We start from the raw sequence: 24,942 nt of genomic DNA, 5'->3' as shown, positions 1-24,942 counted from the left end.
CCCATGTCCGTTGATGAACGTGCGCCCGTCCTGGCCAGGACCGTTTCCCCTCCCGTTCTTCCCGCCCGTCGACCATCACCGGGCCCGGCCAAAGCCGTTGTCGTCATCGCGCCCTTCGCGCTGACCGTCGCTCTGGGGCTCTGGGGTATCCGCAGGCAGAACACCATGTGGGGGGACGAGTCCGTCACCTACCAGCTCGCGCACCGCGACCTTTCGCAGATATGGCACACCGCCCAGCACATCGACCTGGTCCATGCCCTCTACTACGCCGTGATGCATGAGGTCTTCGGTCTCTTCGGCGGAGGGCTGCTGACGTTGCGGCTGCCGTCTGTGCTGGCGATGTCCTTGGCAGCGGCCGGAGTCGGGCTTCTGGGGCTCCGCCTGGCGGGACCCCGTGCCGGGCTGCTGGCCGGGCTGGTGTTTCCGCTCCTTCCCCAGGTACAGAAGTTCGCGCAGGAAGGCCGCTCGTACGCGATGGTCTGTGCCCTGGTCACCTGGGCCACCTATGCGCTCGTGGCCGGCGTCTCGCATCGGGCCCGGTGGCGGTGGGCGGTCTACGGCTCCACCATGCTGCTGGCCTGTCTGCTCCATGAGTTCGCGGTCCTCGCCCTGCTCGCGCACGGCGTGACACTGGTCGTCTCCCGTGTTCCACGACCGGTGCTGAGGGCGTGGGCTGTGGCTGCCGCGGGCGTTGTGGCCGGGCTGTTGCCGCTGGCGATCTACAGTGCGGGGCAGTCGGAGCAGGTGTCCTGGATCGGCGTACCGGTACGGCTTGAATATTTCCTGGTGGTGGCGGTGGTGGGCGTGGTGTGTGCCCTGGCACCCCTGGGAGTGAGGGGGCCCATTCGGCTTTCTGTGCTGGCTCTGCCGATTCTTGTGCTTCCGGGCCTTCTGCTGCTGATCGCCTCACTGGTCAAGCCCCTTTTCGTCGACCGGTATGTGCTCTTCAGCAATATCGGAATCGCGTTGCTGCTGGGCGCCTTGATGGATTACTTCCACCGGCGGCAGCTCTCTTCCCGCATCGCGTGGATCGCGGCGGTTGCCGTACTGGCCTCGCTCGTCCAGCCGAGCCTGTCGCTGAGGACGCCCCAGAGCCGAAGCAACAACGTCACCGCCATCGCCGCCGCCGTACGGGAGGAGGGGCGTCCCGGCGACGGGCTGCTCTATCTCTCCGGCCGCCACCGGATCTTGACCGCGGCCAACCCCGAGGACACCCGATTCCTGACAGATCTCGCCCTGGCACAGGACCCCGTCTCGTCGAACACACTTGCAGGTGTCGAGCTTCCCGCCCAGGAAATAGCGGCACGCATGCTGGAGTTCGACCGGATCGTCGCGGTCCGCGCGGCGGGTGCGCACTCGTCGGCCGACCCGCGGGAGGAAGCGAAGACGAGCACCCTGCGGCGCCACTTCCGCGAGTACGGAACAACTCATGTCAACGGGGCGCGAGTCACCGTCTATGTGATGAGGTGACCGCGACTGGTCAGGGCCTGCCGTGCGAGCACTTGACGCCCTCCACGAACGCCGACCAGGACGACGCCGCGAAGACCAAGCGACGCGCTCATGTGGTGATGCAGCCCGGCAGAGAAGGGCAGCACCTGAAGCCTCACGTTGGGCCTGAGGCAGCGGCACGATCGCGACGTTCCGGCTGTCCGGGCACGTCCACGCCGCCACCAGAAACGCCCTGACAGGACGGCCGGGTCCCAGACGGAGACCGCTGATCTCGGGGCTACTTTCGGCCATGCCCCAGCCCTCAGAAGTTGCTAAAGATTCAATCACCCCTGTTATCTTCCGATCGCTTCTGATGCTGCTGGGTCCCCTGTGACGCCTCGTGCTCACTGCTGCCGGCATCGCCCCCACTTCACGATCAGAAGAGCAGGAGCATGCCCATGAGCCGTGCGCTCACGTCTGTCCTGAACAAGGCCGCCCTGACCGCCGCCTCCGCCGCCCTCGCCCTCACCGCCGTCGTCACCGGTGCCGGCACCGCCCAGGCCGGACCGGCCGGTGCGCAGAACGTCCGTGGTGTCGATCCCGGTGACACCGACCTGATGCTGGACCGGCTCTGCGGTCAGGAGGCGAGCCTGACGGGGGTCTATGGCGCCCTCAACGTCGAGACCGGGGAGTTCAAGACGCGGGACGAGTACCTGAACGACGTCATCCCGCTGTGGGAGCCGATCGGTCCGTGGGAGACCTTCCGGGGCTGGTGCGGTTACGGGCAGGCCTCCACCTGGTCCATCAAGGGCGAGCCCGTGCGCACCTCCGAGTGGACCGGCAACCACGGCACGACGGAGGACAAGGTGACCTTCGTCAGCGGCTACAGCACCAAGACGTCCGTCAAGAAGAGCGTCGGCGCCAACATCAGCCTCTCCCTCGCCAAGAGCATCTTCTCCGGCACCGCGGGCGGCAGCTTCAGCTACGAGTGGGGCTGGGAGAAGACCTCGTCCTTCGAGCGGCGGAGTGAGAAGTCCATCCCGCCGTGCACCCAGGTCGCGACGACCTGGACGCCGTACCAGCGCGTCGTCCGCGTCAACCCGGTCTTCTACGTCGAGGACTACGAGTGGAACAAGACCGGCGACGACCGCGTCACCGCCCACACCTGGCGCGGCCGGGACGCGAGCTGGAAGACGGTCTACTCGCACGGCTACTACATCGACGGCATCTCCGACAAGCTCCTCCCCAACGGCCAGCCCGACGGCCGTGAGGACAAATGGCAGGAGAACCTCGACCCCAAGTCCTGCGCCAAGTAAAGGAAACCGACGCGCAGGCAACCAGGGCGGTTCCTCTCATCCATGACGGCGGCCGCGCTGCATCGCGCGGCCGCCGCCTAGTCGGTACGGCCGAGGCGTTCGAGCACCCACCGTCTGCCTTCCTGGAGCCAGGAAGCGTCCGGCGAGGTCTTGAGGCTCTCGTCGTAGCAGGCCAATGACTCCTCCAGGCGTCCGAGTGCCGCCAAGGCGACCCCCTTCATCCCCTCGGCTCTGGCCGCCATGGCGTCATCGGGTGCCGCAGCGAGGGCGCGGTCGGCGCAGGTGAGTGCTTCCTCGTGCCGTTCCAGCTCACTCAGCGCCAAGCACTTCTTGTACCAGCAGGCCGCCGCCCCCGCGTCGAGCGCGATGGCGCGGTCGTAGCAGGGCAGGGCCTCGTCCTGACGGCCGAGCGCACACAGGACGTCGGCCTTGTTCTGCCACGCCTCCGGCAGCTCGGGGTCCAGCTCGATCGCCTGCTCGTAGCAGGCCAGCTCCTCCTCGTCGCGCCCGTGCAGCGCCCGGTGGATCGAGCCCTTGTAGACCAGCACGCCGGCCCAGTCCTCACCCGTCCGCCGAAGTTCCTCGCAGCACTCCCCGGCCCGCTCGTACTGCCCGAGATCGAAGGCGGCCCGCAGGATGTTCCAGCGCACGTCCCGGTCGTCCGGGTCGATCTCGGCTGCCTGCTCCAGAACCTCCATGGCCTCGGCCGGACGTCCCAGCACCAGCAGCACGCATCCCTTCTCCAGGAGGGCCGGGACGTAACGGGGCGCGACGGAGAGAGCTCGGTCCAGGTCCACCAGCGCGTCGGCCTGCCGGTTCTGCCGCCGCCGCAGCAGGGCCCGGCCGAAGAGGCAGTTCTCCGCGCGCGGCCGCAGCTCCAGAGTGCGGGCGTACGCCTGCTCCGCTTCCTCGAGGCGGCCCAGGTCCCGCAGTGCCACCGCCTTGCCGTTCCACAACTTCCCGTCGTCGGGCCAGATCGCCAACCCCTCGCTGTAGCAAGTGAGTTGGTCCTCGCTGCGGCCCAGCTCACCCAGGACCCAGCCGGTGCTCACCCACGCGCCGACATCTGTGGGATCGAGCTCCCGCCATCGCTCGAAGCAGGGCAGGGCCTCCTCCAGGCGGTCGAGCTTGTTCAGGATTCCGCCCTTCTGTTCCCACAGCGTGGGCTCGTCCGGCAGGGCTTGCGTGGCACGGTCGATCCACGCGAGCGCCTCGTCGGGCCGGTCCAGCTCCCGCAGGGTGACGGACTTCCACTTCCAGGCCGCGGTGTAGTCCGGAAGGAGCTCGACGGCACGGTCGTAGCAAGGCAGGGTCTCCTGCAAGCGCCCGAGCGCATACAGGGCCCCGGCCTTGCTGAACCACGCCCAGGACGAGTCCGGATCGAGCTCGAGCGCACGCTCGTAGCAGGCCAGCTCCTTCTCGTCGTTCCCGTGGAGATCGGCGTGTATCGCCCCTTCGTACACCAGCAGGTCGACGGTGTCCCCGCCCAGCAGCCGTGCCTTCTCCATGTACTCCAGGGCCTGCTCGTAGCGCTCCAGCCGGTAGGCCGCGCGCATCAGGTTCGACCAGACACCCGCGTCGTCCGGCTCCATCTCGGCCGCCCGCTTCAGGACCTCGACGGCCTCAGCCGGACGTGACAGATCCAGCAGCGCGACCGCCTTGTTGTAGTGCGCTTTGAAAAAGCGAGGGGCGATGCTCAGCGCCCGGTCGAGGTCCACCAGCGACTCGGCAGGCCGATTCTGCCGACTTCGCAGCAGGGCCCGGTCAAGCAGAAAGTTCTGGTCGCGCGGCCGCAGCTCCAGGGCCCGGCCGAACGCCTCCTCCGCTTCCCCGAAGCGGTCCAGCTCCTGCAGGGCGCCCGCCCTGCCTCCCCAGGCATGAGCCATGTCGGACCGGAGCTCCAGAGCACGGTCGTAGCACGCCAGAGCTTCCTCGCTCCGCTCCAGGCTGCGGAGAAGGTTCCCCCTGTTCAGCCACGCGCTCGGCTCGTCCGGGTTCAGCTCGACGGTGCGGTCGTAGGCGGCCAGCGCTTCGTCGGCCCTGCGCAAGCCGCCCAGGGACATGCCGCGCACCTGCCACAGCTTGCTGCGGACGACGTCGCGGTCCCCGTTCTGCTCGGCCGTCTCCAAGCCCTGCTGCACCGCATCCAATGCCTCGTCGTAGCAGTGCAGTTGGTGCAGCCCCACCGCTTTGGACAGCCAGCCCTCGGCGGTGAGCCGCGCCGGCTTCGAGGGCGCCGGTGCCGGGCGGTCCAGCACCTCCCGGTACACCCCGTCCAGCAGCTCGCGCACCGCGGCGAAGTCCGGCGGTCGGTTCTCCCGTTCCGGCTCGGTGCACGCGCGGATCAGCTGGTAGAGCCGGGTACGGCGGGTGCGCAGGCCGGCGGTGCGGTCGATGTACGCCTTCGCCCGCCCGTTCCCGGGCGGCAGCGCGCCGGTGACCATCTGGAAGAGCACCACGCCGAACGCGTACACGTCGGCACGGGTGTCCAGCACGGCTCGGGGGACGAACTGCTCGGGGGCCATGTAGCGCGGCGTGCCGGCCACCGTCGTGTACAGCGCCTGCGCGTCCGCCGGCAGCTCGCCCAGGCCGGGAAGACCGGCCTCGCCGGACTCGAAGGCACGGGCCAGTCCGAAGTCGGTCACCCACAGCGTCTCGTCGCCGGTCAGCAGGCAGTTCGCCGGTTTAACGTCCCGGTGCACCAGGCCCAGCTGGTCGTGGGCGTGGCGCAGCCCGTCGCACAGGTGCCGGGCGAACCGCAGCGCCTTCGCGGGCGGCAGCGCGCCGTCCGCCAGCAGCCCGGCCAGATCGCCGCCCTCGGCGTATTCGGTGACCACACAGGGCAGGTTCTCGATCCACTCCACGTGGTCGGCAGGGGCGACGTGCCGGTGCGGGGGCAGCCGTACCCAGGTCAGCGCTTCGCGCTCGAACCGGGCCCGGTCCGCGTCGCTCCACAGCAGGCGGGTGTCGTAGGTCTTGAGCACCTTGCGCTCGCCGGTGTCGCTGCTGCGGACCACGTACACGACGCCGAATCCGCCGCGGCGCACGTCCAGCACGGTCCAGTGGCCGACGTGCCGGTGACTGCCGAGGCGCTGGCCGACCCGGAAGTTCTCCCGCGCGTGCTGGTCGGGCCTCATGCCGTGCAGGCCGGCCTCGGCAGCCGCACAGTCCGGGTCGATGGACAGGGCCTGGACGTAGGCGCGGCGCGCCATCCCGGTACGTCCGAGTCCGCGCAAGGCGCCGGCAAGCTCGACGTGCGCCACGGCCCGGTCCGGGCGCAACGCCACGGCCTCCCCCAGCAGCCGCCCGGCCTCCTCGAACCGCCCGGCGGCGAGCGCAGCGCGGCCCAGGGCGACGAAGCGTTCGTAGTCGGGTTCGGCGTCGATGGTGTCCATGGCCCTGTACCCCCGCTGTGCTGTCATGTTTTCCGCGGTCCTGCAAGAGGACCGCACCCCAAGTCCTGTGCCAAGTAAAGGGTTTCGACCCGGCAACCTTTCCCTGCGGGGCGGCAACCGATCTCTCGGACCCCATCCCCCCGCACGGAACGGATCGCCGTATGAGTGAGAAGCACAGCAAGCCTCGTCACCGCAGAAGCCGTAAGGCCTTGGCCGTCGGTGTCCCGCTCGCCCTCACCGCCGCCGGGAGCCTCGCCTACGGAACGGACCTCGGACTCTTCGGTGAGGACGTGCAGAGCACGGCCTCCGCCGCCGCGCCCGCCTGGGCCACCGCTACCGCCGACGGCTTCGCGTCGGTCAACTCCCTCGGACAGAACGGGACTTATGGCGGACGGGACGGCAAGACCGTCACCGTGAAGACGCTTGCGGACCTGGAGAAGTACGCGACCGCCGCCGAGCCGTACGTCATCGTGGTCGCGGCGACCATCACCATGAATCCCGTCGGGAAAGAGATCAAGGTCGCGTCCGACAAGACCATCGTCGGGGCCGGGACCTCGGGGCACATCGTCGGCGGTGGCTTCTTCCTCGGGTCCGGGGTTCACAACGTGATCATCCGGAACCTGACGATCCGGGACGCCTACCAAGGCATCTGGAACGACAAGGACCACGACTTCGACGCCATCCAGATGGACGGCGCCCACCACGTCTGGATCGACCACAACGATCTGCGGCACATGGCCGACGGGCTCATCGACGTCCGCAAGGACAGCACCAACGTCACCGTGTCCTGGAACAAGCTCAGCCAGAACAACAAGACCTTCGGCATCGGCTGGACCGAGAACGTCAAGACGGACATCACGATCCACCACAACTGGATCCGCGAGACCGAGCAGCGCAACCCCTCGACGGACAACGCCGCTCACGCGCACCTCTACAACAACTTCCTGGAGGACGTGGCCGGGACGGACATCAAGTCCTCGTACGGCAACTACGCGCGCGGCGCGACCAAGATGGTCCTGGAGAACTCCTCCTTCCAGGGCGTCAACAACCCCGTCATCAAGGACAGCGCCGCGAGCCTCGTGCAGCGCGGGAACGTCTTCTCCGGGACCAGTGGACGCAACGAGAGCGGAGGCACCGCCTTTGATCCGAAGACCTATTACGGGTACACGCTCGACCAGGCCGCGGACGTACCGAGCCTCCTCAAGTCGGGTGCCGGGCCCCGCAGTTCCATCGGCACGACGAGCGCCTCGACGACCGCTGCCGCGGCGACCACCCTCACCGTCGCCGCCGACGGGTCCGGCCAGTACCGGACCGTCCAGGCCGCCGTGAACGCCGTACCCGCCGACAACGCCTCCCGGGTCGTGATCTCGGTGAAGCCGGGGACGTACCGCGAGGTCGTCAAGGTCCCGGCCGACAAGCCGCACGTCACCATCCAGGGCAGCGGCGGCAGCCGTAAGGACACGGTGATCGTCTACGGCAACGCGGCCGGGATGCAGAAGCCGGACGGGTCGGGGACGTACGGCACTCCGGGCAGCGCGACGCTGTCCGTCCAGTCGGACGACTCCCAGGTCCGCAATCTGACCGTCACCAACGACTTCGACGAGGCCGCGAACCAGTCCCTCTCCGGCCACCAGGCGGTCGCCCTGCTGACCCAGGCCGACAAGGTCGTCCTCGACTCGCTGATCGTCAACGGCGACCAGGACACGCTGGAGCTGGAGACCGCCGCCAAGGACAAGCTCGGCCGGGTCTACGTCAGCAACTCCTACATCAGCGGCAACGTCGACTTCATCTTCGGCCGGGCCACGGTCGTCGTCGACAAGTCCGTCATCACGCTGAAGAAGCGCTGGAACGGTACGTCGGCCGGGTATGTCACCGCCCCGAGCACGCCGGCGAACCGCAAGGGCATCCTCATCAACCGCTCGGCGGTCAACGGCGACGTCTCCGCGGCCTCCTTCTTCCTCGGCCGCAACTGGCACCCGGGCTCAGACACCACCGTCGACCCGCAGACGACCGTACGGAACTCCACGCTGAGCGCCGCGATCAAGTCGGTCCCCTGGTCCGACATGGGCGGCTTCTCCTGGAAGGACGACCGGTTCGCCGAGTACAAGAACACCGGCCCGGGCGCGGGCGCCGCGAGCAGCGACCGGCCGCAGCTGACCGACACCCAGGCCGCCGGCCAGGAGGTCGCGGACTGGCTCGGCGGTTGGACGCCGACCGCATCGTGACCCCCATGGGATTCACCCAGAACTTACCTGGCCGATGGACAGCCCCGACCCCTCCAGCCGCACCCTGATCCCGTCCTCCTCCACCCGCACGTCCCGCAGCCGCAGTTCCCCGCTCGGCGGCTTCGGGAGTTCGAAGCCCAGCGACAGCTGGTCGGCGAGAACCGGGCGGGTCAGGCGGGGCAGGGCGTCCAGGAGGGTGGGGTCGAAGCCCAGCAGCTTCAGGAGCTGAGGGTGGGCGAGGGCGAGGTCGATGAGGTTGAGGCTCATCGCCTGGCGGGCGAAGCGCGCGGAGCCGGTCAGCTCGGCGAGCTTGGAGTCGTCGCTCAGGGCCTCGCGTACGGCGGAGTCCGGCACGCCCAGGCGGCGTACGACCGCCGGGACCGACAGCAGCGCCTTCGCCTTGCGCGTCTCGCGGGTGAGGCGGGCCGCCGCGTCGGAGGTCAGATGCAGGCCCTCCGAGGCGGCGGTGCCCGGGCGGTACGTCGCCAAGTCCCCGATGTCCAGGCGCATTCCGCCGATGTGCGTCGCGATCCCGCGGTCGCCCTCACGCTGGATGCGGGCCTCGGCGCGCAGCCGCAGGTCGTGTCCGGCGACCGGCAGCGTGCCGCGTGCCCGGACGCGGTCGTGGCCCTCACCGGTGAACGTCACCTGGGACGCGCCCAGTTCACGGTTGAGGTCGGCGAACGACAGCAGTACGTCGCCGTCCAGCTCGGGGACGCTCGCGCCGCGCACGGCCGTCGGGCCGTCGGCGTCCAGTCGTACGTCCTTCGCCGTCGCCGACACCTGCGCCAGCGAGACCCGGTCGGCGGCCACGTCGGGCACGGTCACCTTCACCGAGTCCAGGCGCTCGTCGGCGAGTTGGGTGACGAAGGGGAAACCGCTGATCTCGACTTCGGGCGCCGCCGCCAGGTCGAGACGGTCCTTGAGGGCGTCCGCCGCCTGGCGCTCGGCGTACAGCAGGGCCCAGCGGTCGGCGAGGGTGAGGCAGGCGGCGAGGGCGACGATCCCCACCACCGCCTTCATCCCGAGCGAGAGGCCCGCGAAGCGGCCCCGCCTGCGCCGGCCGTTACGGCGGTGGTTGGGCGGGGACCACTCGTCTTCCTCTTTCTCCTCGGGCTCATGGAGGAACTCCTCCATAGGGCCGTCGTCGAGAGCGGCCAGCTCTTCGTACGGGTTTGAACGATAATGCGTCGCTATGTGGTGGGGGGTACGCATCGAGCCATCCGAACATGCGTACCGGCCCCACCCGCAACCTCTACCCCAGGTATGCGATGTACCTCACGATTTACCTCGCGTTCTACTTCACGATCGTGATCCGGTCCGCCTTCGGCGGCTCGATCGGGTCCGTGGCCGAGGAATTGGCCGTCAGGTACTTCTCCAGAGCGGTCAGGTCGTCCGCGCCGACCAGGTCGTTCGTGCCCTGGCCCAGCGTCGGGAACCCGTCGCCGCCGCCCGCGAGGAAGCTGTTCGTCGCGACGCGGTAGGTGGCGGCCGGATCGACAGCCGTGCCATTGAGCTTGATCGAGTCGGTGACGACACGGTCGGCGCCGGTCTTCGTCAGGTCGAGCGTGTACGTCAGCCCGGACGAGGGCTGGAGGATCTTCGGCGACGCGGTGTTCACCCCGCTCACCTGCTCCTTCAGCACCTGGATCAGCTGGGTGCCGGTGAAGTCCTGCAGATTCACGGTGTTCGCGAACGGCTGCACCGTGAAGCCCTCGGCGTACGTCACCACACCGTCGCCCTCGGCGCCCTTGGCCGCATAGGTCAGCGGTGCCCGGACACCGCCCGGGTTCATCAGCGCGAGGTCGGTCTCCGCGTCCAGCTCCTTGCCGTACGCCAGCTGCGCGTCGGCGATGAGGTCGCCGATCGGGGACTCCGTACCGGAGTTGCTGATGTCTGCGGAGATGTGGCCGATCGCGCGGTTGCCGATGGGCGCGGCGAGGGTGTTCCACTTGGCGATCAGCTCGGTCATGTCCGTCGCCTTGGGGACGGTCCGGGTGACCACGTGGTTCGCGGACTTGACGGCCGTACGGGCGATGTCACCCGTCCACCGGTCGTACGTCAGCGTGGTGTCCGTGTAGAGGCGGCCGAAGGACGCGGCCGAGGTGACCGTGCGCGGCTTGCCCGACGGGTCGTTGATCGTGCACGCGTACGCGGCGTGGGTGTGCCCGGTGACCAGCGCGTCCACCTGCGGGGTGATGCTCTTGGCGATGTCGACGATCGGACCGGAGATGCCGTCGCCGGCGCCGGGCGAGTCGCAGTCGTAGTTGTACGCCGACGAGGCCGGGGCCCCGCCCTCGTGGATGAGGGCGACGATGGACTTCACGCCCTGGCGCTGGAGCACCTTGGCGTACTTGTTGATCGTCTCGACCTCGTCCTTGAACTTGAGGCCCTTGACCCCCTCGGCGGAGACGACACCCGGGGTGTCCTCCAGGGTCACGCCGACGAAGCCGACCTTGACGCCGTTCTTCTTCCAGACCCAGTAGGGCTTGAGGATCGGCTTGCCGGTCTTCTCGTCCAGGACGTTCGCCGCGAGGTACGGGAAGTCGGCGCCCTCGAACTCCTCGTCCGCGTAGCAGCCGTCGGTGGGGTGGCAGCCGCCGTTCTGCAGCCGGGCCAGTTCCCTGGCGCCCTCGTCGAACTCGTGGTTGCCGACGCTCGTCACATCGAGCTTCAGCTTGTTCAGCGCCTCGATGGTGGGCTCGTCGTGGAAGAGGCCCGAGATCAGCGGGGAGGCGCCGACCATGTCGCCGCCGGCCGCGGTGATCGAGTACTTGCTGCCCTTGCGCGCGTCCCGCAGATGGGTCGCGAGGTACTCGACGCCGCCCGCGTCGATCGTCGACGTGGTGCCGTCCTCGTGCACCTCGGTGACCCGGCCCGAGGAACCGGACGGCGGCTCCAGGTTGCCGTGCAGGTCGTTGAAGGACAGCAACTGGACGTCCTGGTAGCGGCCGGGCAGATGGTGGCCGGCCCCCTTGCTGTCCGGTGCCGCCCCGGCCGGTATCGCCGCGAGGAGCGCACCGGCGGTCGCCAGTCCCGCCGCTGCTGCGAGAAGGGCGTGGGTACGGCGTCTGCGGCGGTGGTGCGGCTGGGATGTGGCTGGCATGCGCTCCCCTGTGGGTCTGCTGAGGTGAGTGTGGTTCCGTAGGGCGGCAGCCTAAAGTCAACGCGCGTAGCGCGACAGGGTTTTCGGTGTTACAACCTGGTTGCCCCCGTACCCTCGTACTCATGACCAGCGACGACACGGCCTACCCGGCCCTCTCCCGCGCCATCGAGACCTACTCCGTGCTCTCCCCGGAACAGACCGAATCCGTGCTCGCGCTGCTGGCGGAGGCCGCGGACCACGACGGGCGGCAGGCGGTGTCCGAGCAGGGGCGGCTGTATCTGCGCGGAGGAGCCCGTGAGGGCATCGCCCATCTCCTCCTCACCGTCGGCGACGAACTCGTCGGCTACGCCCAGTTGGAGGACACCGATCCGGTGGAGGCGCCGGCCGCCGAACTGGTCGTCCATCCCGCGCACCGCGGGCACGGGCACGGACGCGCGCTGGGCTCGGCGCTGCTTGCCGCGTCCGGGAAGCGGCTACGGGTGTGGGCGCACGGCGGTCACTCGGCGGCGCGGCATCTGGCTCAGGTGCTGGGGCTGACCCTGTTCCGTGAACTGCGCCAGATGCGGCGGCCGTTGACCGATCTCGACCTGCCCGATCCGGTCCTCCCGCCCGGCGTGACCGTCCGCACCTTCGTCCCCGGCCAGGACGACGCCGCCTGGCTCGCCGTCAACGCCGCCGCCTTCGCCCACCATCCCGAGCAGGGCTCCCTCACCCAGCGGGACCTCGACGACCGTAAGGCCGAGCCGTGGTTCGATCCCGCCGGGTTCTTCCTCGCGGAGCGCGAGGGCGAGGTGATCGGCTTCCACTGGACGAAGGTCCACGCGGCCGAAGGGCTGGGCGAGGTGTACGTCGTGGGCGTGCGCCCCGGCGCCCAGGGCGGCGGCCTGGGCAAGGCCCTGACGACGATCGGGCTGCGTCACCTCGCGGCGCAGGCCCTCCCGACCGCGATGCTGTACGTCGACGCCGACAACAAGGCGGCGGTGTCGGTGTACGAGCGGCTGGGCTTCGTCACGCACGAGACGGACTTGATGTACCGCACGGAGACCTGACGTGCGGGGCGCTGTGCCGGTCGGGTGCCGGTGCCGTGAACGGCGTCGGCTCCGTGACCGGCGTCGGTCCCGTGACCGGCGTCGGTCCCGTGACCGGCGTCAGAAAGCGGCCCGCACCCCACGCCTGCGCACCGGCTCCGTCCCGCACAACCCCCACACCACCACCGCACCGGCCAGCACCATCCCCCACCGGTCGTGCGCGGCCGCCCACCGCTCGTCGGTGACGGACACGAACAGGGCCCAGTCGTCCGGCAGGAGGAGCGGGGTCAGGGCGGCGGACGCGAGCAGGGTCGCCGCGACCAGCGTGCCCGGGGTGGGTTCGTCGGTGCGGTGTACCGCTGCCGCCGCCACTGCCAGGGCCACGGCGAACACCGCGCCCGCCTCCAGCGTGACGTCGGCGAGCGGAGGACGGAGCGACCCGGGAACCAGCAGCACCGCTCCCACCCACCACGCCCCCGCCGCCGGTGCGACGAGCACCGCCCGCAGGGCGTGGCGAATCCAGCGGCGGGTCGGCACCGGTGCCGTCGTGTGCCGGGCGGGGTCGTCCAGGACGAACGCGAGCCCGAGGGCGAAGGCCAGGACGGCGCCCCGGAGGAGGAGCAGAGCCCACCAGGCGTTCAGGCCGAACAGCCGGGGCAACCCCGCGAGCAGCAGTCCCGCCGCCGCGGAAGCGCCCAGCACCCGCCACGGCAGCGCGCGCAAGACCGGCACCACCAGCGCCGTCACTCCTCGCACGAGTCCGCGCCCTTCGGTGCGTCGACGCCCAGCAGCTGGGCGACCCGGCTGGTCTTGACGTCCGGTGAGGTCAGTTCGGCCCAGTTCGCCTTCACCTTCGCGGTGACGGTGTCGCGCGGCTGCTCCAGCAGTTCCCGTACGACGTCGGTGTGACCGGACGTCATGGACAGCGGATCGGTCGGCGACAGGACGATCGCGGAGCCGGACACGCTGTCGTCCACGCGGACGTCGCGCAACGACTGCATCGGGTCGTCCGCCCAGCCCAGCGCCAGCCACATGACGGTGACCATGCGGCCGTCGCATATCCCGCCCGCATCCTTCTCGGTGCCCGTCACCAGCACGGAGGCGACCGCCGCCGAGAACTCGGGGACGCGGTTGCCGCCCCAGCGGGTGCCCACGGTGACCTGGTCCGGGGTGGCCGAAGGATCCAGCGCGGAGTCGCCGTCCAGGCCGTAGCGGGCGTCGATCCGCTGCCGTATGAGGAGTTCGCGGTCCTGCGCGCCGGCGCCGGCCAGCGACTTGACGTGGTCCACGACGTCCGCCCAGGTCTCCGTCCGCGGCACCCACTCCGGGAAGGCGCAGTACGTCGAGCCGTCGTGCCGTACGCAGGTCTGTTCCTTCGCCGGCGTCACCGAGACCCGCTCCCGGGCCGCCGTCAGCTCCGGTGAGATGTCCCGTGCCTGGGCGACGGCGCCGGTCAGCGTCAGGAGCACCGCCGCGGCCAAGGCACCGGCGACGATGGCCTTGCGGCCGCCGCTGATCAGCACCGCGGCCAGCACCGCGCACAGGACCAGCCCCGCGAGATACAGCGCGTGCCACGCGGCCGGTCGGCCCAGCAGGTCGGACGGGAGCGTGTTGGTCGTGCTCTCGCCGACCACGGGCGCCAGCCATCGCGTGCCCTGCCCGCTTCCGGTGGGGGCCGCGATCATGACGTAGAAGAAGAGGAAGAAGACCGCCGCCAGCGGGGCCGCCACCACCGACGCCACCAGCCGTGCCATCAGCACCCCGATCGTGCCGAGCAGCAGCACCGTCAGCGGCCCGACGAGGAGTTCCGCCGGAGAACCGTGCCCTATGGCGCCCGGCTTGAGCGCCTGCCAGGTGAACTGGCCTCCTACACAGAGCGCGGTGAGGAGGGCCGCCGGGACCACGGACAGCGCGTGGGCCGCCGTGCGCTGCCAGGGCAGCAGCACCAGCACCCCGAAGTGGCGTTCCGTGTCCTGCCGCCTGGATCTCAGCACCGCCAGGTTCGCCGTCATCAGCACCGCCAGGGCGACCAGCAGCGGTGCGCCCTGCGTGGCGCGGTCGGCGTCCTGGAGCGCGGGGAAGGCCTCGCGGTCGGTGTAGACGATCCAGGCGATGTACGCGGTGAAGGCCAGCAGCACAGGGCTGCTCAGCATCAGTTTCCGCGCCTCGAAGCGGGCGAGGGCGAACACGGCCGCCCAGGTGTGACGCGGCTCGGTGGTCACGGCGGGCGGGGCCGCCTGCAGCACGGTGCTCACGCGGCCACCTCCGCGTGCTCGCCGTCGAGGGAGAGGAGGTAGCCGTCCTCCAGGGTGGGGTCGAGGAGTTCGGCGCCGGGGGGCGGGTCGCCCACATTGCGGTATGTCCCCATCCCCGTCCGCCAGCCCGCCTTCGCGCCCGGCGCGCGCTCCGCGCTGCTCCACACCCGGCCGGCCGCTCGTGCGGTCAGCTCGGCGGGGGTGCCGTCGAAGCGGATGGTGCCGCCCGCCATGACCAGGACCCGGTGGCAGAGCATCGCCACGTCCTCGGTCTGGTGGGTGGAGAGCAGGACCGTACGGCCTTCTCCGGCCGTGGCGATCAACTCCCGGAACCGCATGCGCTGTTCGGGGTCGAGGCCGACGGTCGGCTCGTCGAGGACGAGGAAACCGGGGTCGCCGACGAGCGCGGCGGCCAGTGCGACCCGCTGCCGCATACCGCCGGACAGCTTCTTGATCCGCTTGCCGCGTACGTCGGACAGATCGACGCACTCCAGCACCCGCCGCACCTCCCGGTGCCGTGCGGCGCGGTCGGTGAGCTCCTTGAGGATCGCCACGTAGTCGACGAACTCGAAGGCCGTGAAGTCCTGGTGGAAACCGGGGGTTTGGGGGAGGTAGCCGAGGTTGCGGCGGACCTCCTGGCGGCCGGATGTGGTCGACGGGTCCTGGCCGAGGACCGTGAAGGCGCCGCTGTCGGCGGGGACCGCGGTGGCGAGCACCCGCAACAGGGTGGTCTTTCCCGCGCCGTTGGGGCCCAGCAGGCCCGTCACACCCGGCGTGAGCCGCAGCGCGACGTCGTCCAGGGCGCGTGTGCCGCCGTAGCGGAGGCTGAGCCCGGAGGCGGAGACGGTGGGGGTCATGCGGGGCTCCCGTGGAAGAGGTCGAAGCGGTCACGGAGGAAGAAGAGGAGACCGGCGGCGAGTACGGCGACGGCGGCCGCCGTGCTCTGTCCGGCCGCGGTGAAGGGCGCGAGCGGGCCGTCGGCCGTCGCCTCCGCCACCAGCAGCAGCGCGATCCAGCCCCCGCCGACGAGGGACGGCGCGAGCACCGGCCCCAGCCGCGGGGTCAGCGCGAGACCGGTCGCGGTCAGCGCGAGCGCGGGCAGCAGCCAGGCGAGGGCACGCAGGCCGTATGCCGGGAGGGCGAGCGTCGCCAGTCCGTTGAGGGCGAGTCCGGCGGTGAGCACGGCGACCGTCCGGATCATCAGCAGCCGGAACCCGTGCAACGGGGAGACGACGGCCATCTCGTACGTCGGGTCCAGCGCGGGCCCGTACGACACCGCGACCCCGGCAAGGGGCAGCAGCGGAGCGAGGGCGAGGAACAGCGTGGGCGAGTCGGTGACCGGGGACAGGTTCGTCACCAGCACGGTCAGCACGAGCAGCGCGAGGACCGAGCCCAGCCAGGAGCCGCGCATCACCGGCGTCGCCGTGAGCAGCCGCGCCGTGTGATCGGGCACCCCGAGGCGCACCAGCAGCGCCTCGAACCACCCCGGCCGGGGCACGTCCAGCTCGGCGTCCAGCCGCTCCCAGCCGGCGTCGAGCGCGACCGGGTCGCTGACCTCGGCGAGCACGGCCCGGCAGGGGGAGCAGGCGGTGAGGTGGGTGTCGGTGGACCAGAGGGCGGGGGCGGTCAGCTCGCCGCGGGCGTACGACCGTAGATCTTCTTCAGGTACGTGCCAGGTCATGCGGACACCTCCTCGATTCGTGTGCGGGCGTGCGGGGTTACCTGCGTCATGCCAGCGCCTCCCGCAGTTGCTTGCGGGCACGCATCGCCCGCGTCTTGACCGTGCCGGGCGGAATCCCCAGCACGACGGCGGCCTCGCGGGTGGTCAGCCCGTCGATGACCGTCGCCTGGAGCACCGCGCGCAGCTCCGGTGAGAGCCTCACCAGCGCACCCGCGAGGTCCCCGTGCTCGACCCCCGCGAGCACGCGCTCCTCCGCGGACGCCTCGTCCCGGTGCCGCAGCCGCGTCAGCGCCTGCCGCAGCCGGCCGCGCGCCCCGTCGCCCCGCAGCGCGTCGACCAGCCGCCGCGACCCGATGCGCCACAGCCACCCGGCCACATCCCCGTCCTCCCGGTAGCGGGCCTTGCCCCGCCACACCGCGAGGAACGTCTCCTGCACGACGTCGTCGACTATCCCGGCGTCGGCGCACCGGCCGCGCAGCCGGGCGGCGAGCCAGGGTGCGAACCGCCGGTACAGCTCCTCGAAGGCGCGCCGGTCCCCGTCCGCCGCGATGGCCCGCAGCAGATCCCCGTCGCTTCTCGTTTCGCTCACGTCTCCTCATCGCACCGGCGTCCCGGATCGGTTCACACCCTCGCCCATGACATTCCGGCAGACGTTTCCGGCTTGACTTTCGGGATCACCTTCCACCACCCTTTCACTACTCAATTAGTGAAAGGGGGTTCTCCCATGGTCGAGTACCGCATCGACCGGCACAGCGGCGTGGCCACCTACGTCCAGATCGTCCAGCAGACCAAGCAGGCGCTCCGCCTGGGCCTGCTGGAGCAGGGAGACAAGCTCCCCACGGCCCGCGAGGTCGTCGAAGCCACCGCCATCAACCCCAACACCGTCCTCAAGGCCTACCGCGAACTGGAGCGGGAGGGCCTGGTCGAGGCACGCCGGGGCCTGGGCACCTTTATCCGCCGCGGACTGAGCACCACCCCCGCCGACTCCCCCCTGCGCGGCGAGCTGGACGCCTGGGCGGACCGGGCCCGCGAGGCGGGGCTCGGACGGGAGGACGTGGCCGCACTCTTCACCGCCGTACTCGACTCACACTTCGCCGCAGGCGAGAAGCACCTCCAGGGAGACCCGTCATGACCGACACGGCCATAGAGGCAGCCGGCCTCGGGAAACGCTTCGGCAAACGCTGGGCGCTGCGTGACTGCACCGTCCGGCTGCCCACCGGACGCGTCTGCGCGGTCGTCGGCCCGAACGGCGCCGGCAAGTCGACACTGCTCGCCCTCGCCGCCGGACTACTGGCGCCCACCGAGGGCACCGTGAGCGTCCTCGGCGGAACTCCGGCTGCGGCACGCGCGCGTGTCGGCTACGTCGGCCAGGACAAGCCGCTGTACCCGCAGCTCACGGTCGCCGAGACGCTGCGCATGGGCGCCGACCTCAACCCCGGCCGCTGGGACCTGCCCGCCGCCGAGCGGATCGTGGCCGCCGGCGACCTCGACCCCAAGTCCCGCGTGCGCTCCCTCTCCGGCGGCCAGCGCACCCGTGTCGCGCTCGCTCTCGCGCTGGCCAAGCGGCCCGAACTGCTGCTCCTGGACGAGCCGATGGCCGACCTCGACCCGCTGGCCCGGCACGAGCTGATGGGCGTCCTGATGTCCCAGGCCGCGCAGTACGGCACCACGATCGTGATGTCCTCGCACGTGGTCGCGGAGCTGGAGGACTCCTGCGACCATCTGCTGCTGGTCGGCGGCGGCCGGGTCCGGCTCGCGGGCGAGCTCGACGAGCTGCTTCAGGTGCACACGCGCGTGTCGGGTCCCGCCGACACGTCCCTCGCCGCGCACCACACCGTCGTCGAGTCCCGTACCACCGGCCGCCAGCTCACCGCGCTGCTCCGCCCGTCGGGCCCGCTGCCCGACGACATGCGCGCCAGTGCCCCGTCCCTGGAGGACCTGGTCCTCGCCTACCTCCGCAACCCGCAGGCCGACAGCCAGGAGACCCCCGCGTGACCGCCCTGACCGCCCCCGCCCCGACTCCGGCGCCCGCGCCCCACTTGCTGCGCTGGCTGATACGACTCCACCGGCCCGCCCTGTACATCTGGGCGGCACTCATCGTCGTCACCACCGCCACGCTCCTGTGGCTGGGCGGCCCGCTCACCGACGACGCGGCGGTGGCCTGGCGGGAGTACAGAGCGTGCGGGACACCGCCCTGTGTGACGTACGACCAGGACGCGATCGTCCTCTACAAGGACATCTACAACTTCGCGACCATCGCCGTCCTGGCACTCCCCTTCCTGGTCGCCGCCTGGGCGGGCGCCTCGCTGATCGGCCGTGAACTGGAGAACGGCACCGACCGGCTGGCCTGGACCCAGTCCGTCTCCCCCGCCCGCTGGCTCGCCGCCAAGCTCGCCGCACCGGCCGTCCTGGTCACCGCCGGCACCGGACTGCTCGTCCTCCTGCACCATCTGGCCTGGTCGGCGGGGCGGGGCGAGATCGACACCGCCAAGCCCTGGTACGACTCGGCCACCTTCTACGCAGGCGGCCCCATCAGCGTCGCCCTCGCCCTGGCCGGTCTCCTCGTCGGCGCCCTCGCGGGCCTGGTCCTGCGCCGCTCACTCGCCGCGCTCGGCGCCGGCGCGGTCGCGGTGGCCGCGCTGTGGCTCGCCATCCAGCAGGCGCTGCCGCATCTGTGGCCGCCGGCCACACGGCTCAGCAGCCTGCAGCAAGGCCCGTGGGGTGAGGGCATGGCGGCCGGCCACGGTCTGGTGACCGCGTCCGGCGACCGGATCGCCGACCCCCAGTGCGGCGGCTCGTTCGTCCCGACGTGCAAGGTCACCCTGGAACGCCTCGACGCGACCAGCTACTACAACGACTACCACCCCATTTCCCACTACTGGCCCCTCCAGCTCACCGCGACGTCCATCGTCCTCGTCGTCGCCGCCGCAGCCACCTTGATCGCGTTCCGGCTGGTCAAGCGCCGTACCGGCTGAAGAGCCCCGATGCGCATACGTCCCCGAGAGCGGGTAGGGGACGTATGCGCGGGGCTTCGCGCCGCCCCTCGTACGGAAACCCGGGGGACGTAGACCCCCGGGAGCCGCCCCCCGCTATCCCGCACGTCATGTCGCCGTAACCATTGGTTCAGGCGGGCTTGCGACGCTCAGCGAATGAACCGAGCCGTGCCAGAGCCTTCGACGCCCGAGGAGGGCCGTGCGAGGAACGGGGAGAGCAGACTGGCCGTCGCCGCCCTGCCTCCCGCGTCCTCCGACGCGCCCGTAGCGCTCCCGGCGCGGAACAATGGGTTCATGAGTCAGCCGAACACCCAGGCACAGGTCCAGCACGCCCAGCCGTCCGTGGGTTCCATAGCCGCGCACCGGCCACACACGGTGTCCGCCGCGGTGTCCGACCTGGAACCCGACATCGATGCCGACCTCGACGCCTACGAGGAGGCCCCGTACGACGGGCCGCAGCTGCCCCAGGGCCGCTTCCTCGACCGGGAGCGGAGCTGGCTCGCGTTCAACGAGCGGGTCCTGGAGCTCGCCGAGGACCCGAACACGCCGCTGCTGGAACGGGCCAACTTCCTGGCGATCTTCGCCTCCAACCTGGACGAGTTCTTCATGGTCCGGGTCGCCGGTCTGAAGCGCCGTATCGCCACCGGCGTCGCCACCCGGTCCGCCTCGGGACTCCAGCCCCGCGAGGTGCTGGAGATGATCTGGGCCCGCTCCCGCGAGCTGATGGCCCGGCACGCCGCCTGCTACCACGAGGACGTCGCCCCCGCGCTCGCCGAGGAGGGCATCCACCTGGTCCGCTGGGCCGAGCTGACCGAGAAGGAGCAGGCGCGTCTCTTCACCCTGTTCCGGCACCAGATCTTCCCGGTCCTCACGCCCCTCGCGGTCGACCCGGCGCACCCCTTCCCGTACATCTCCGGCCTCTCGCTGAACCTGGCCGTCGTCGTACGCAACCCCGTCACCGGCCACCGCCACTTCGCGCGCGTGAAGGTGCCGCCGCTGCTGTCCCGCTTCCTGGAGAGCTCCCCCGGCCGGTACGTCCCCATCGAGGACGTCATCGCCGCGCACCTGGAGGAGCTGTTCCCGGGCATGGAGGTCCTGGAGCACCACGCCTTCCGGCTCACCCGGAACGAGGACCTGGAGGTCGAGGAGGACGACGCCGAGAACCTCCTGCAGGCCCTGGAGAAGGAGCTCATGCGGCGCCGCTTCGGGCCTCCGGTGCGCCTGGAGGTCGAGGAGTCCATCGACCGCGAGGTGCTCGACCTGCTGGTGCGGGAGCTGAAGATCAGCGAGGCCGAGGTGTACCCGCTGCCGGGCCCGCTCGACCTCACCGGCCTCTTCCGCATCGGCGGCATCGACCGGCCCGAGCTGAAGTACCGCAAGTTCGTCGCCGGCGTCCACCGCGACCTCGCCGAGGTCGAGTCGGCGTCCGCGGCCGACATCTTCGCCGCGCTGCGCAACCGGGACGTGCTGCTGCACCACCCGTACGACTCCTTCTCCACCTCCGTGCAGGCGTTCCTGGAGCAGGCGGCCGAGGACGACGACGTCCTCGCGATCAAGCAGACCCTGTACCGGACCTCCGGCGACTCCCCGATCGTCAACGCGCTCATAGACGCCGCCGAGGCCGGCAAGCAGGTCCTCGTCCTGGTCGAGATCAAGGCCCGCTTCGACGAGCACGCCAACATCAAGTGGGCGCGCAAGCTGGAGGAGGCCGGCTGCCATGTCGTCTACGGCCTGGTCGGCCTGAAGACGCACTGCAAGCTGTCACTGGTGGTCCGCCAGGAAGGCGACACGCTGCGGCGGTACTGCCACGTCGGCACCGGCAACTACCACCCGAAGACGGCCCGCCTCTACGAGGACCTCGGCCTGCTCACCGCCGACCCCCAGGTCGGCGCGGACCTGTCCGACCTGTTCAACCGGCTGTCGGGATACTCGCGCCGCGAGACCTACCGACGGCTGCTGGTGGCCCCCAAGTCCCTGCGGGACGGCCTGATCGCCCGGATCGACAAGGAGGTCCAGCACCACCGTGCCGGACGCCCCGCGTTCATCCGGATCAAGGTCAACTCGATGGTGGACGAAGCCGTCATCGACGCCCTGTACCGCGCGTCCCAGGCGGGCGTGCCGGTCGACATCTGGGTACGCGGCATCTGCGCGATCCGCCCCGGAGTGGCGGGCCTCTCGGAGAACATCCGGGTCCGCTCGATCCTCGGCCGCTTCCTCGAGCACTCCCGGGTCTTCGCCTACGGCAACGGCGGCGAGCCCGAGGTGTGGATCGGCAGCGCCGACATGATGCACCGCAACCTCGACCGCCGCATCGAGGCCCTGGTGAGGGTCACCGACCCGGCTCACCGCGCCGCGCTCAACCGGCTCCTCGAGAACGGCATGTCCGACACCACCTCGTCCTGGCATCTCGGCCCGGACGGCGAGTGGACCCGGCACGCGCTCGACGCGGACGGCCAGCCCCTGCGGAACATCCAGGAGATGCTCATAGACGCCCGGAGGCGCCGGCGTGGCACAGCAACACCTTGAACCGACGGACCCCACGGCCGGGCTGACCGGGGACGCCCTCGCGGGCTATCTGCGCGCCCAGGCCACGGAGTTCCTCCGTGCGCTGCGGCTGCACCGGGAGACCGGAGGCTCGTCCAACGGATCCAGCGCGGGCTCAGGATCGGAGGAGGCCGTCGACGCGGCGCGCGCCCTGCGCCGCTCGGCCCGCCGCATCAGCGGCAGCCTGCACACCTTCCGCCCCCTGCTCGACCCCGACTGGGCCGAGGCCATCCGCCCCGAACTGGCGTGGCTCTCCGGCACGCTGGCGATGGAACACGCGTACTCGGGCCGCCTGGAGCGGCTGCTGCTGGCGCTGCACCGCCTGTCGGGGGCGGTCGGCCTGCCCGGACAGCCGTCCGACGCCACCAGTGGCGTAGCTGCGGGCAGTCGTGCCGCTGGGGCGGCGCCCGTCCCAAAGAAAGCGGCACATACCGACGCCGGTCCCCCCAGCGGCCAGCCCACAGAACGCGGCAACCTGACGGTAGGCGCCGCCAAAGCAGGCGCCCTGCTGGAACGCCAGCTCACCCTCGCCCGGACCCGGGCCCACTCCACGGCCCTCCAGGCCCTCGGCTCCTCCCGCTTCCACGCGGTCGCCGACCACATCGCCGTACTGGCCAGCGACGTCCCGCTCACGCCGACCGCCCCCACCGCCGACCTCCGCCCCCTCGCCGCCGCGGCCGAGGAGCGCCTCACCGACGCGATCACCGCGCTCCCCCTGGTGACGGCCGGCTGCCCGTACAACGCGGAGGCGCTGATCCACGGCCTCTCACCGGACCCGGCCCCGCACCCGCAGGACGCCCCCTGGCACCAGGTCCGCCTGCTGCTGCGCCTGCACCGCTACGCCCTCGAGGTCCTGCACGGCGAGAAGGCACCCGTGGACGCCCGCCTGCTCACCGCGGGCCAGGCCCTCAACCGGCACCGCGACGCCTCGGAGGCGGCAGCCGCCGCGGCCGCCGCGGCACGCACCCCGCGCATCGCCCCGGCGACGGCGTACGCCCTCGGCGTGCTCCACGCCGACCAGCGGCACGAGGTGGAGGCGGCACGTTTCACGTTCCAGCAGTCATGGCAGAAGCAGGCCGTCGGCACGGCCTGACCCGCACGCGCATCCTCGAGGAGGCGGTGGAGCCCCGGTGACTCACACGAACGACGGCGTCGTCCAGGCGGCCGGCTGCGTCCTGTGGCGCCGTTCGCCGGTGGACGGTGAGCTTGAGATATGCCTCGTGCACCGACCAAAATACGACGACTGGTCCCACCCCAAGGGCAAGCTGAAGCGCGACGAGGAACCGCTCGCGGGCGCCGTACGGGAAGTGGCGGAGGAGACGGGCTACAGCGCGGTGCCGGGCGCCGAGCTGCCCACCGCCCACTACTTCACGGCCGGCCGTCCCAAGCAGGTGCGCTACTGGGCGGCCGAGGCGGGACCCGGCACCTTCACCCCCAACGACGAAGTGGACCGCCTCCTGTGGCTCTCCCCGACGGCAGCCCGCGACCGGCTCACCCAGCCGAGGGATCGCACCCTCGTGGACGCGCTGTTGGACGCCCTTCGCCTGGCATAGTCCGGAATCGCCCCGTGTCCTCAACGTAAGCCTTCCGTGACCTAACCACACCGACGGCAGGGGTTCACCCTCCGTTCATTTTCAGCCATTGGCGGCTTCACCTGATCTGCCTAATTTCGGCCTTACCTGATGACGGGTGCGCCTCGATTACGCACCCGTTTCAACCAGTCTTTCGCACGCCGCCGATTCAGGACGGCGGCTCCTGGAAGGAATTTCCTCAAGTGAAGCTTCAGCGCAAGAACCGGCGGGCTCTCGCTCTCGGCGCGATCGCGTTCTCCGGCGCCCTGGCCCTCACGGCGTGCGGCTCGGACGACACCGGCACCAGCAACGGCGGCGACGCCTCCGCGACCGCCAACGCCGGTTCGATCAAGTGCGAGGGCGCCAAGGGCCAGCTGCTCGCCGATGGCTCGTCCGCGCAGAAGAACGCTATCGACGCGTGGGTCAAGCAGTTCGCGGCCGCCTGCCCCGGCGTCCAGATCAACTACAAGGGCGGCGGCTCCGGCGCCGGCATCACCGCGTTCAACCAGGGCACGGTCGCCTTCGCCGGCTCGGACTCCGCGCTGAAGCCCGAGGAAGTCACCGAGTCCAAGAAGGTCTGCTCCGGCGGCCAGGGCATCGACCTCCCGATGGTCGGCGGCGCGATCGCCCTCGCGTACAACGTCGAGGGCGTCGACGACCTGGTCCTGGACGCGAAGACGATCGCCCAGATCTTCAGCGGCAAGATCAAGACCTGGGACGACGCGGCGATCAAGAAGCTGAACCCCGACGCCCAGCTCCCCAGCACCAAGATCCAGGCGTTCCACCGCTCGGACGAGTCCGGCACCACGGACAACTTCACCAAGTACCTGGGCGCCGCCGCCAAGGCGGACTGGACCTACGGCGACGGCAAGGCGTGGGCCGCTCCGGGCGGCCAGGCCGCGTCCGGTTCCTCCGGTGTCGCGCAGAGCGTCAAGCAGACCTCCGGCGCGATCAGCTACATGGAGGAGTCGTACGCCAAGGAGATGTCGACCGTCGCCATCGACACGGGCGCCGCTGAGCCGGTCAAGCCCAGCTCCGACAGCGCCACGGCCGCCATCGCGGACGCCGAGGTCGTCGGCACGGGCAAGGACCTCGCGCTCGAGATCAACTACAACACCAAGGCCGACGGCGCCTACCCGATCACCCTGGTGACCTACGAGATCGTCTGCGACAAGGGCAACAAGTCCGACACCCTGCCCACCGTCAAGTCGTTCCTCACCTACATCGCCAGCGAGGACGGCCAGGGCATCCTCGCCGACAACTCCTACGCTCCGATCCCCGACGAGATCATCGCCAAGGTCCGCACCACCATCGCGGGCCTGAGCTGACCTGAGCGTGCGGCCCGGTCCCGCCAGGGGCCGGGCCGCACCGTCCGGTGCACCGCCGCCATGGAGCCGTAC

19 protein-coding genes are annotated in these 24,942 nt (G+C 70.6%); 11 read left to right on the top strand and 8 right to left on the bottom strand.

Features of this window, described 5'->3' with window-relative positions:
• The first annotated feature begins 3 nt into the window (after positions 1-3).
• The gene (locus OG828_RS26800) at positions 4-1,470 is read left to right on the top strand and encodes a glycosyltransferase family 39 protein (protein ID WP_328502539.1); all 1,467 of its coding nucleotides are present in this window, start codon (positions 4-6) and stop codon (positions 1,468-1,470) included.
• A 416-nt stretch (positions 1,471-1,886) separates the two neighbouring features.
• Entirely contained in the window at positions 1,887-2,744 is an 858-nt protein-coding gene (locus OG828_RS26795) for a hypothetical protein (RefSeq protein ID WP_328502538.1), read from the top strand.
• A gap of 77 nt (positions 2,745-2,821) precedes the next feature.
• Here OG828_RS26795 and OG828_RS26790 read toward each other — a convergent pair whose 3' ends face one another.
• Positions 2,822-6,139 (bottom strand): tetratricopeptide repeat protein, encoded by a 3,318-nt coding sequence (locus tag OG828_RS26790; protein ID WP_328502537.1) that lies wholly within the window; start codon positions 6,137-6,139, stop codon positions 2,822-2,824.
• A gap of 161 nt (positions 6,140-6,300) precedes the next feature.
• Here OG828_RS26790 and OG828_RS26785 point away from each other — a divergent pair, with 161 nt between their 5' ends.
• Positions 6,301-8,364, top strand: a complete 2,064-nt coding sequence (locus tag OG828_RS26785) for a pectinesterase family protein (protein WP_328502536.1) — start codon at positions 6,301-6,303, stop codon at positions 8,362-8,364.
• Positions 8,365-8,376: 12 nt separating this feature from the next.
• Here OG828_RS26785 and OG828_RS26780 read toward each other — a convergent pair whose 3' ends face one another.
• Positions 8,377-9,579 (bottom strand): LmeA family phospholipid-binding protein, encoded by a 1,203-nt coding sequence (locus tag OG828_RS26780; RefSeq protein WP_328362010.1) that lies wholly within the window; start codon positions 9,577-9,579, stop codon positions 8,377-8,379.
• Positions 9,580-9,661: 82 nt separating this feature from the next.
• Positions 9,662-11,470, bottom strand: a complete 1,809-nt coding sequence (locus OG828_RS26775; protein ID WP_328502535.1) for a bifunctional metallophosphatase/5'-nucleotidase — start codon at positions 11,468-11,470, stop codon at positions 9,662-9,664.
• A gap of 122 nt (positions 11,471-11,592) precedes the next feature.
• Between OG828_RS26775 and mshD the strand changes: the two genes are divergently transcribed.
• Complete coding sequence (gene mshD, locus OG828_RS26770; RefSeq protein ID WP_328362005.1) at positions 11,593-12,519, top strand: mycothiol synthase; 927 nt, start codon at positions 11,593-11,595, stop codon at positions 12,517-12,519.
• A gap of 99 nt (positions 12,520-12,618) precedes the next feature.
• Here mshD and OG828_RS26765 read toward each other — a convergent pair whose 3' ends face one another.
• The 5 genes from OG828_RS26765 to OG828_RS26745 are packed head-to-tail and all read right to left on the bottom strand — an operon-like array spanning position 12,619 to position 17,023.
• Positions 12,619-13,254 carry an ABC transporter gene (locus OG828_RS26765; RefSeq protein WP_328502534.1) on the bottom strand — a complete coding sequence of 212 codons (636 nt, stop codon included), beginning with the start codon at positions 13,252-13,254 and terminating at the stop codon, positions 12,619-12,621.
• Positions 13,242-14,753, bottom strand: a complete 1,512-nt coding sequence (locus OG828_RS26760; protein ID WP_328502533.1) for an ABC transporter permease — start codon at positions 14,751-14,753, stop codon at positions 13,242-13,244. The genes OG828_RS26765 and OG828_RS26760 overlap by 13 nt, the downstream gene beginning before the upstream one ends.
• Positions 14,750-15,610, bottom strand: a complete 861-nt coding sequence (locus tag OG828_RS26755; protein ID WP_328439934.1) for an ABC transporter ATP-binding protein — start codon at positions 15,608-15,610, stop codon at positions 14,750-14,752. Before OG828_RS26755 ends, OG828_RS26760 begins: the two co-directional genes overlap by 4 nt.
• Complete coding sequence (locus tag OG828_RS26750) at positions 15,607-16,434, bottom strand: zf-HC2 domain-containing protein (RefSeq protein WP_328502532.1); 828 nt, start codon at positions 16,432-16,434, stop codon at positions 15,607-15,609. Before OG828_RS26750 ends, OG828_RS26755 begins: the two co-directional genes overlap by 4 nt.
• A gap of 46 nt (positions 16,435-16,480) precedes the next feature.
• Positions 16,481-17,023 carry an RNA polymerase sigma factor gene (locus OG828_RS26745; RefSeq protein WP_210582547.1) on the bottom strand — a complete coding sequence of 181 codons (543 nt, stop codon included), beginning with the start codon at positions 17,021-17,023 and terminating at the stop codon, positions 16,481-16,483.
• A 135-nt stretch (positions 17,024-17,158) separates the two neighbouring features.
• Here OG828_RS26745 and OG828_RS26740 point away from each other — a divergent pair, with 135 nt between their 5' ends.
• From OG828_RS26740 to pstS, 7 genes are all read left to right on the top strand, one after another.
• The gene (locus OG828_RS26740; protein WP_328361989.1) at positions 17,159-17,566 is read left to right on the top strand and encodes a GntR family transcriptional regulator; all 408 of its coding nucleotides are present in this window, start codon (positions 17,159-17,161) and stop codon (positions 17,564-17,566) included.
• Positions 17,563-18,429, top strand: coding sequence for an ABC transporter ATP-binding protein (locus OG828_RS26735; RefSeq protein WP_328439932.1), 867 nt, complete (start codon positions 17,563-17,565; stop codon positions 18,427-18,429). Before OG828_RS26740 ends, OG828_RS26735 begins: the two co-directional genes overlap by 4 nt.
• On the top strand, positions 18,426-19,409 hold the full coding sequence (locus tag OG828_RS26730; protein WP_328502531.1) for an ABC transporter permease: 984 nt from the start codon (positions 18,426-18,428) through the stop codon (positions 19,407-19,409). The genes OG828_RS26735 and OG828_RS26730 overlap by 4 nt, the downstream gene beginning before the upstream one ends.
• Before the next feature lie 312 nt (positions 19,410-19,721).
• Positions 19,722-21,953, top strand: a complete 2,232-nt coding sequence (locus OG828_RS26725) for an RNA degradosome polyphosphate kinase (protein ID WP_210582543.1) — start codon at positions 19,722-19,724, stop codon at positions 21,951-21,953.
• Positions 21,934-23,064 carry a CHAD domain-containing protein gene (locus tag OG828_RS26720; RefSeq protein ID WP_328502530.1) on the top strand — a complete coding sequence of 377 codons (1,131 nt, stop codon included), beginning with the start codon at positions 21,934-21,936 and terminating at the stop codon, positions 23,062-23,064. The genes OG828_RS26725 and OG828_RS26720 overlap by 20 nt, the downstream gene beginning before the upstream one ends.
• 37 nt (positions 23,065-23,101) lie before the next feature.
• Complete coding sequence (locus OG828_RS26715; protein ID WP_328502529.1) at positions 23,102-23,524, top strand: NUDIX hydrolase; 423 nt, start codon at positions 23,102-23,104, stop codon at positions 23,522-23,524.
• 221 nt (positions 23,525-23,745) lie between these two features.
• Complete coding sequence (gene pstS, locus OG828_RS26710) at positions 23,746-24,870, top strand: phosphate ABC transporter substrate-binding protein PstS (protein WP_328502528.1); 1,125 nt, start codon at positions 23,746-23,748, stop codon at positions 24,868-24,870.
• The last annotated feature ends 72 nt before the right edge of the window (positions 24,871-24,942 follow it).

The sequence above is a fragment of the Streptomyces sp. NBC_00457 genome (assembly GCF_036014015.1).
GTDB lineage: Bacteria > Actinomycetota > Actinomycetes > Streptomycetales > Streptomycetaceae > Streptomyces.
Note: the sequence above shows the minus strand (reverse complement) of the source record. Positions and strands in the feature narration are given on the sequence as shown.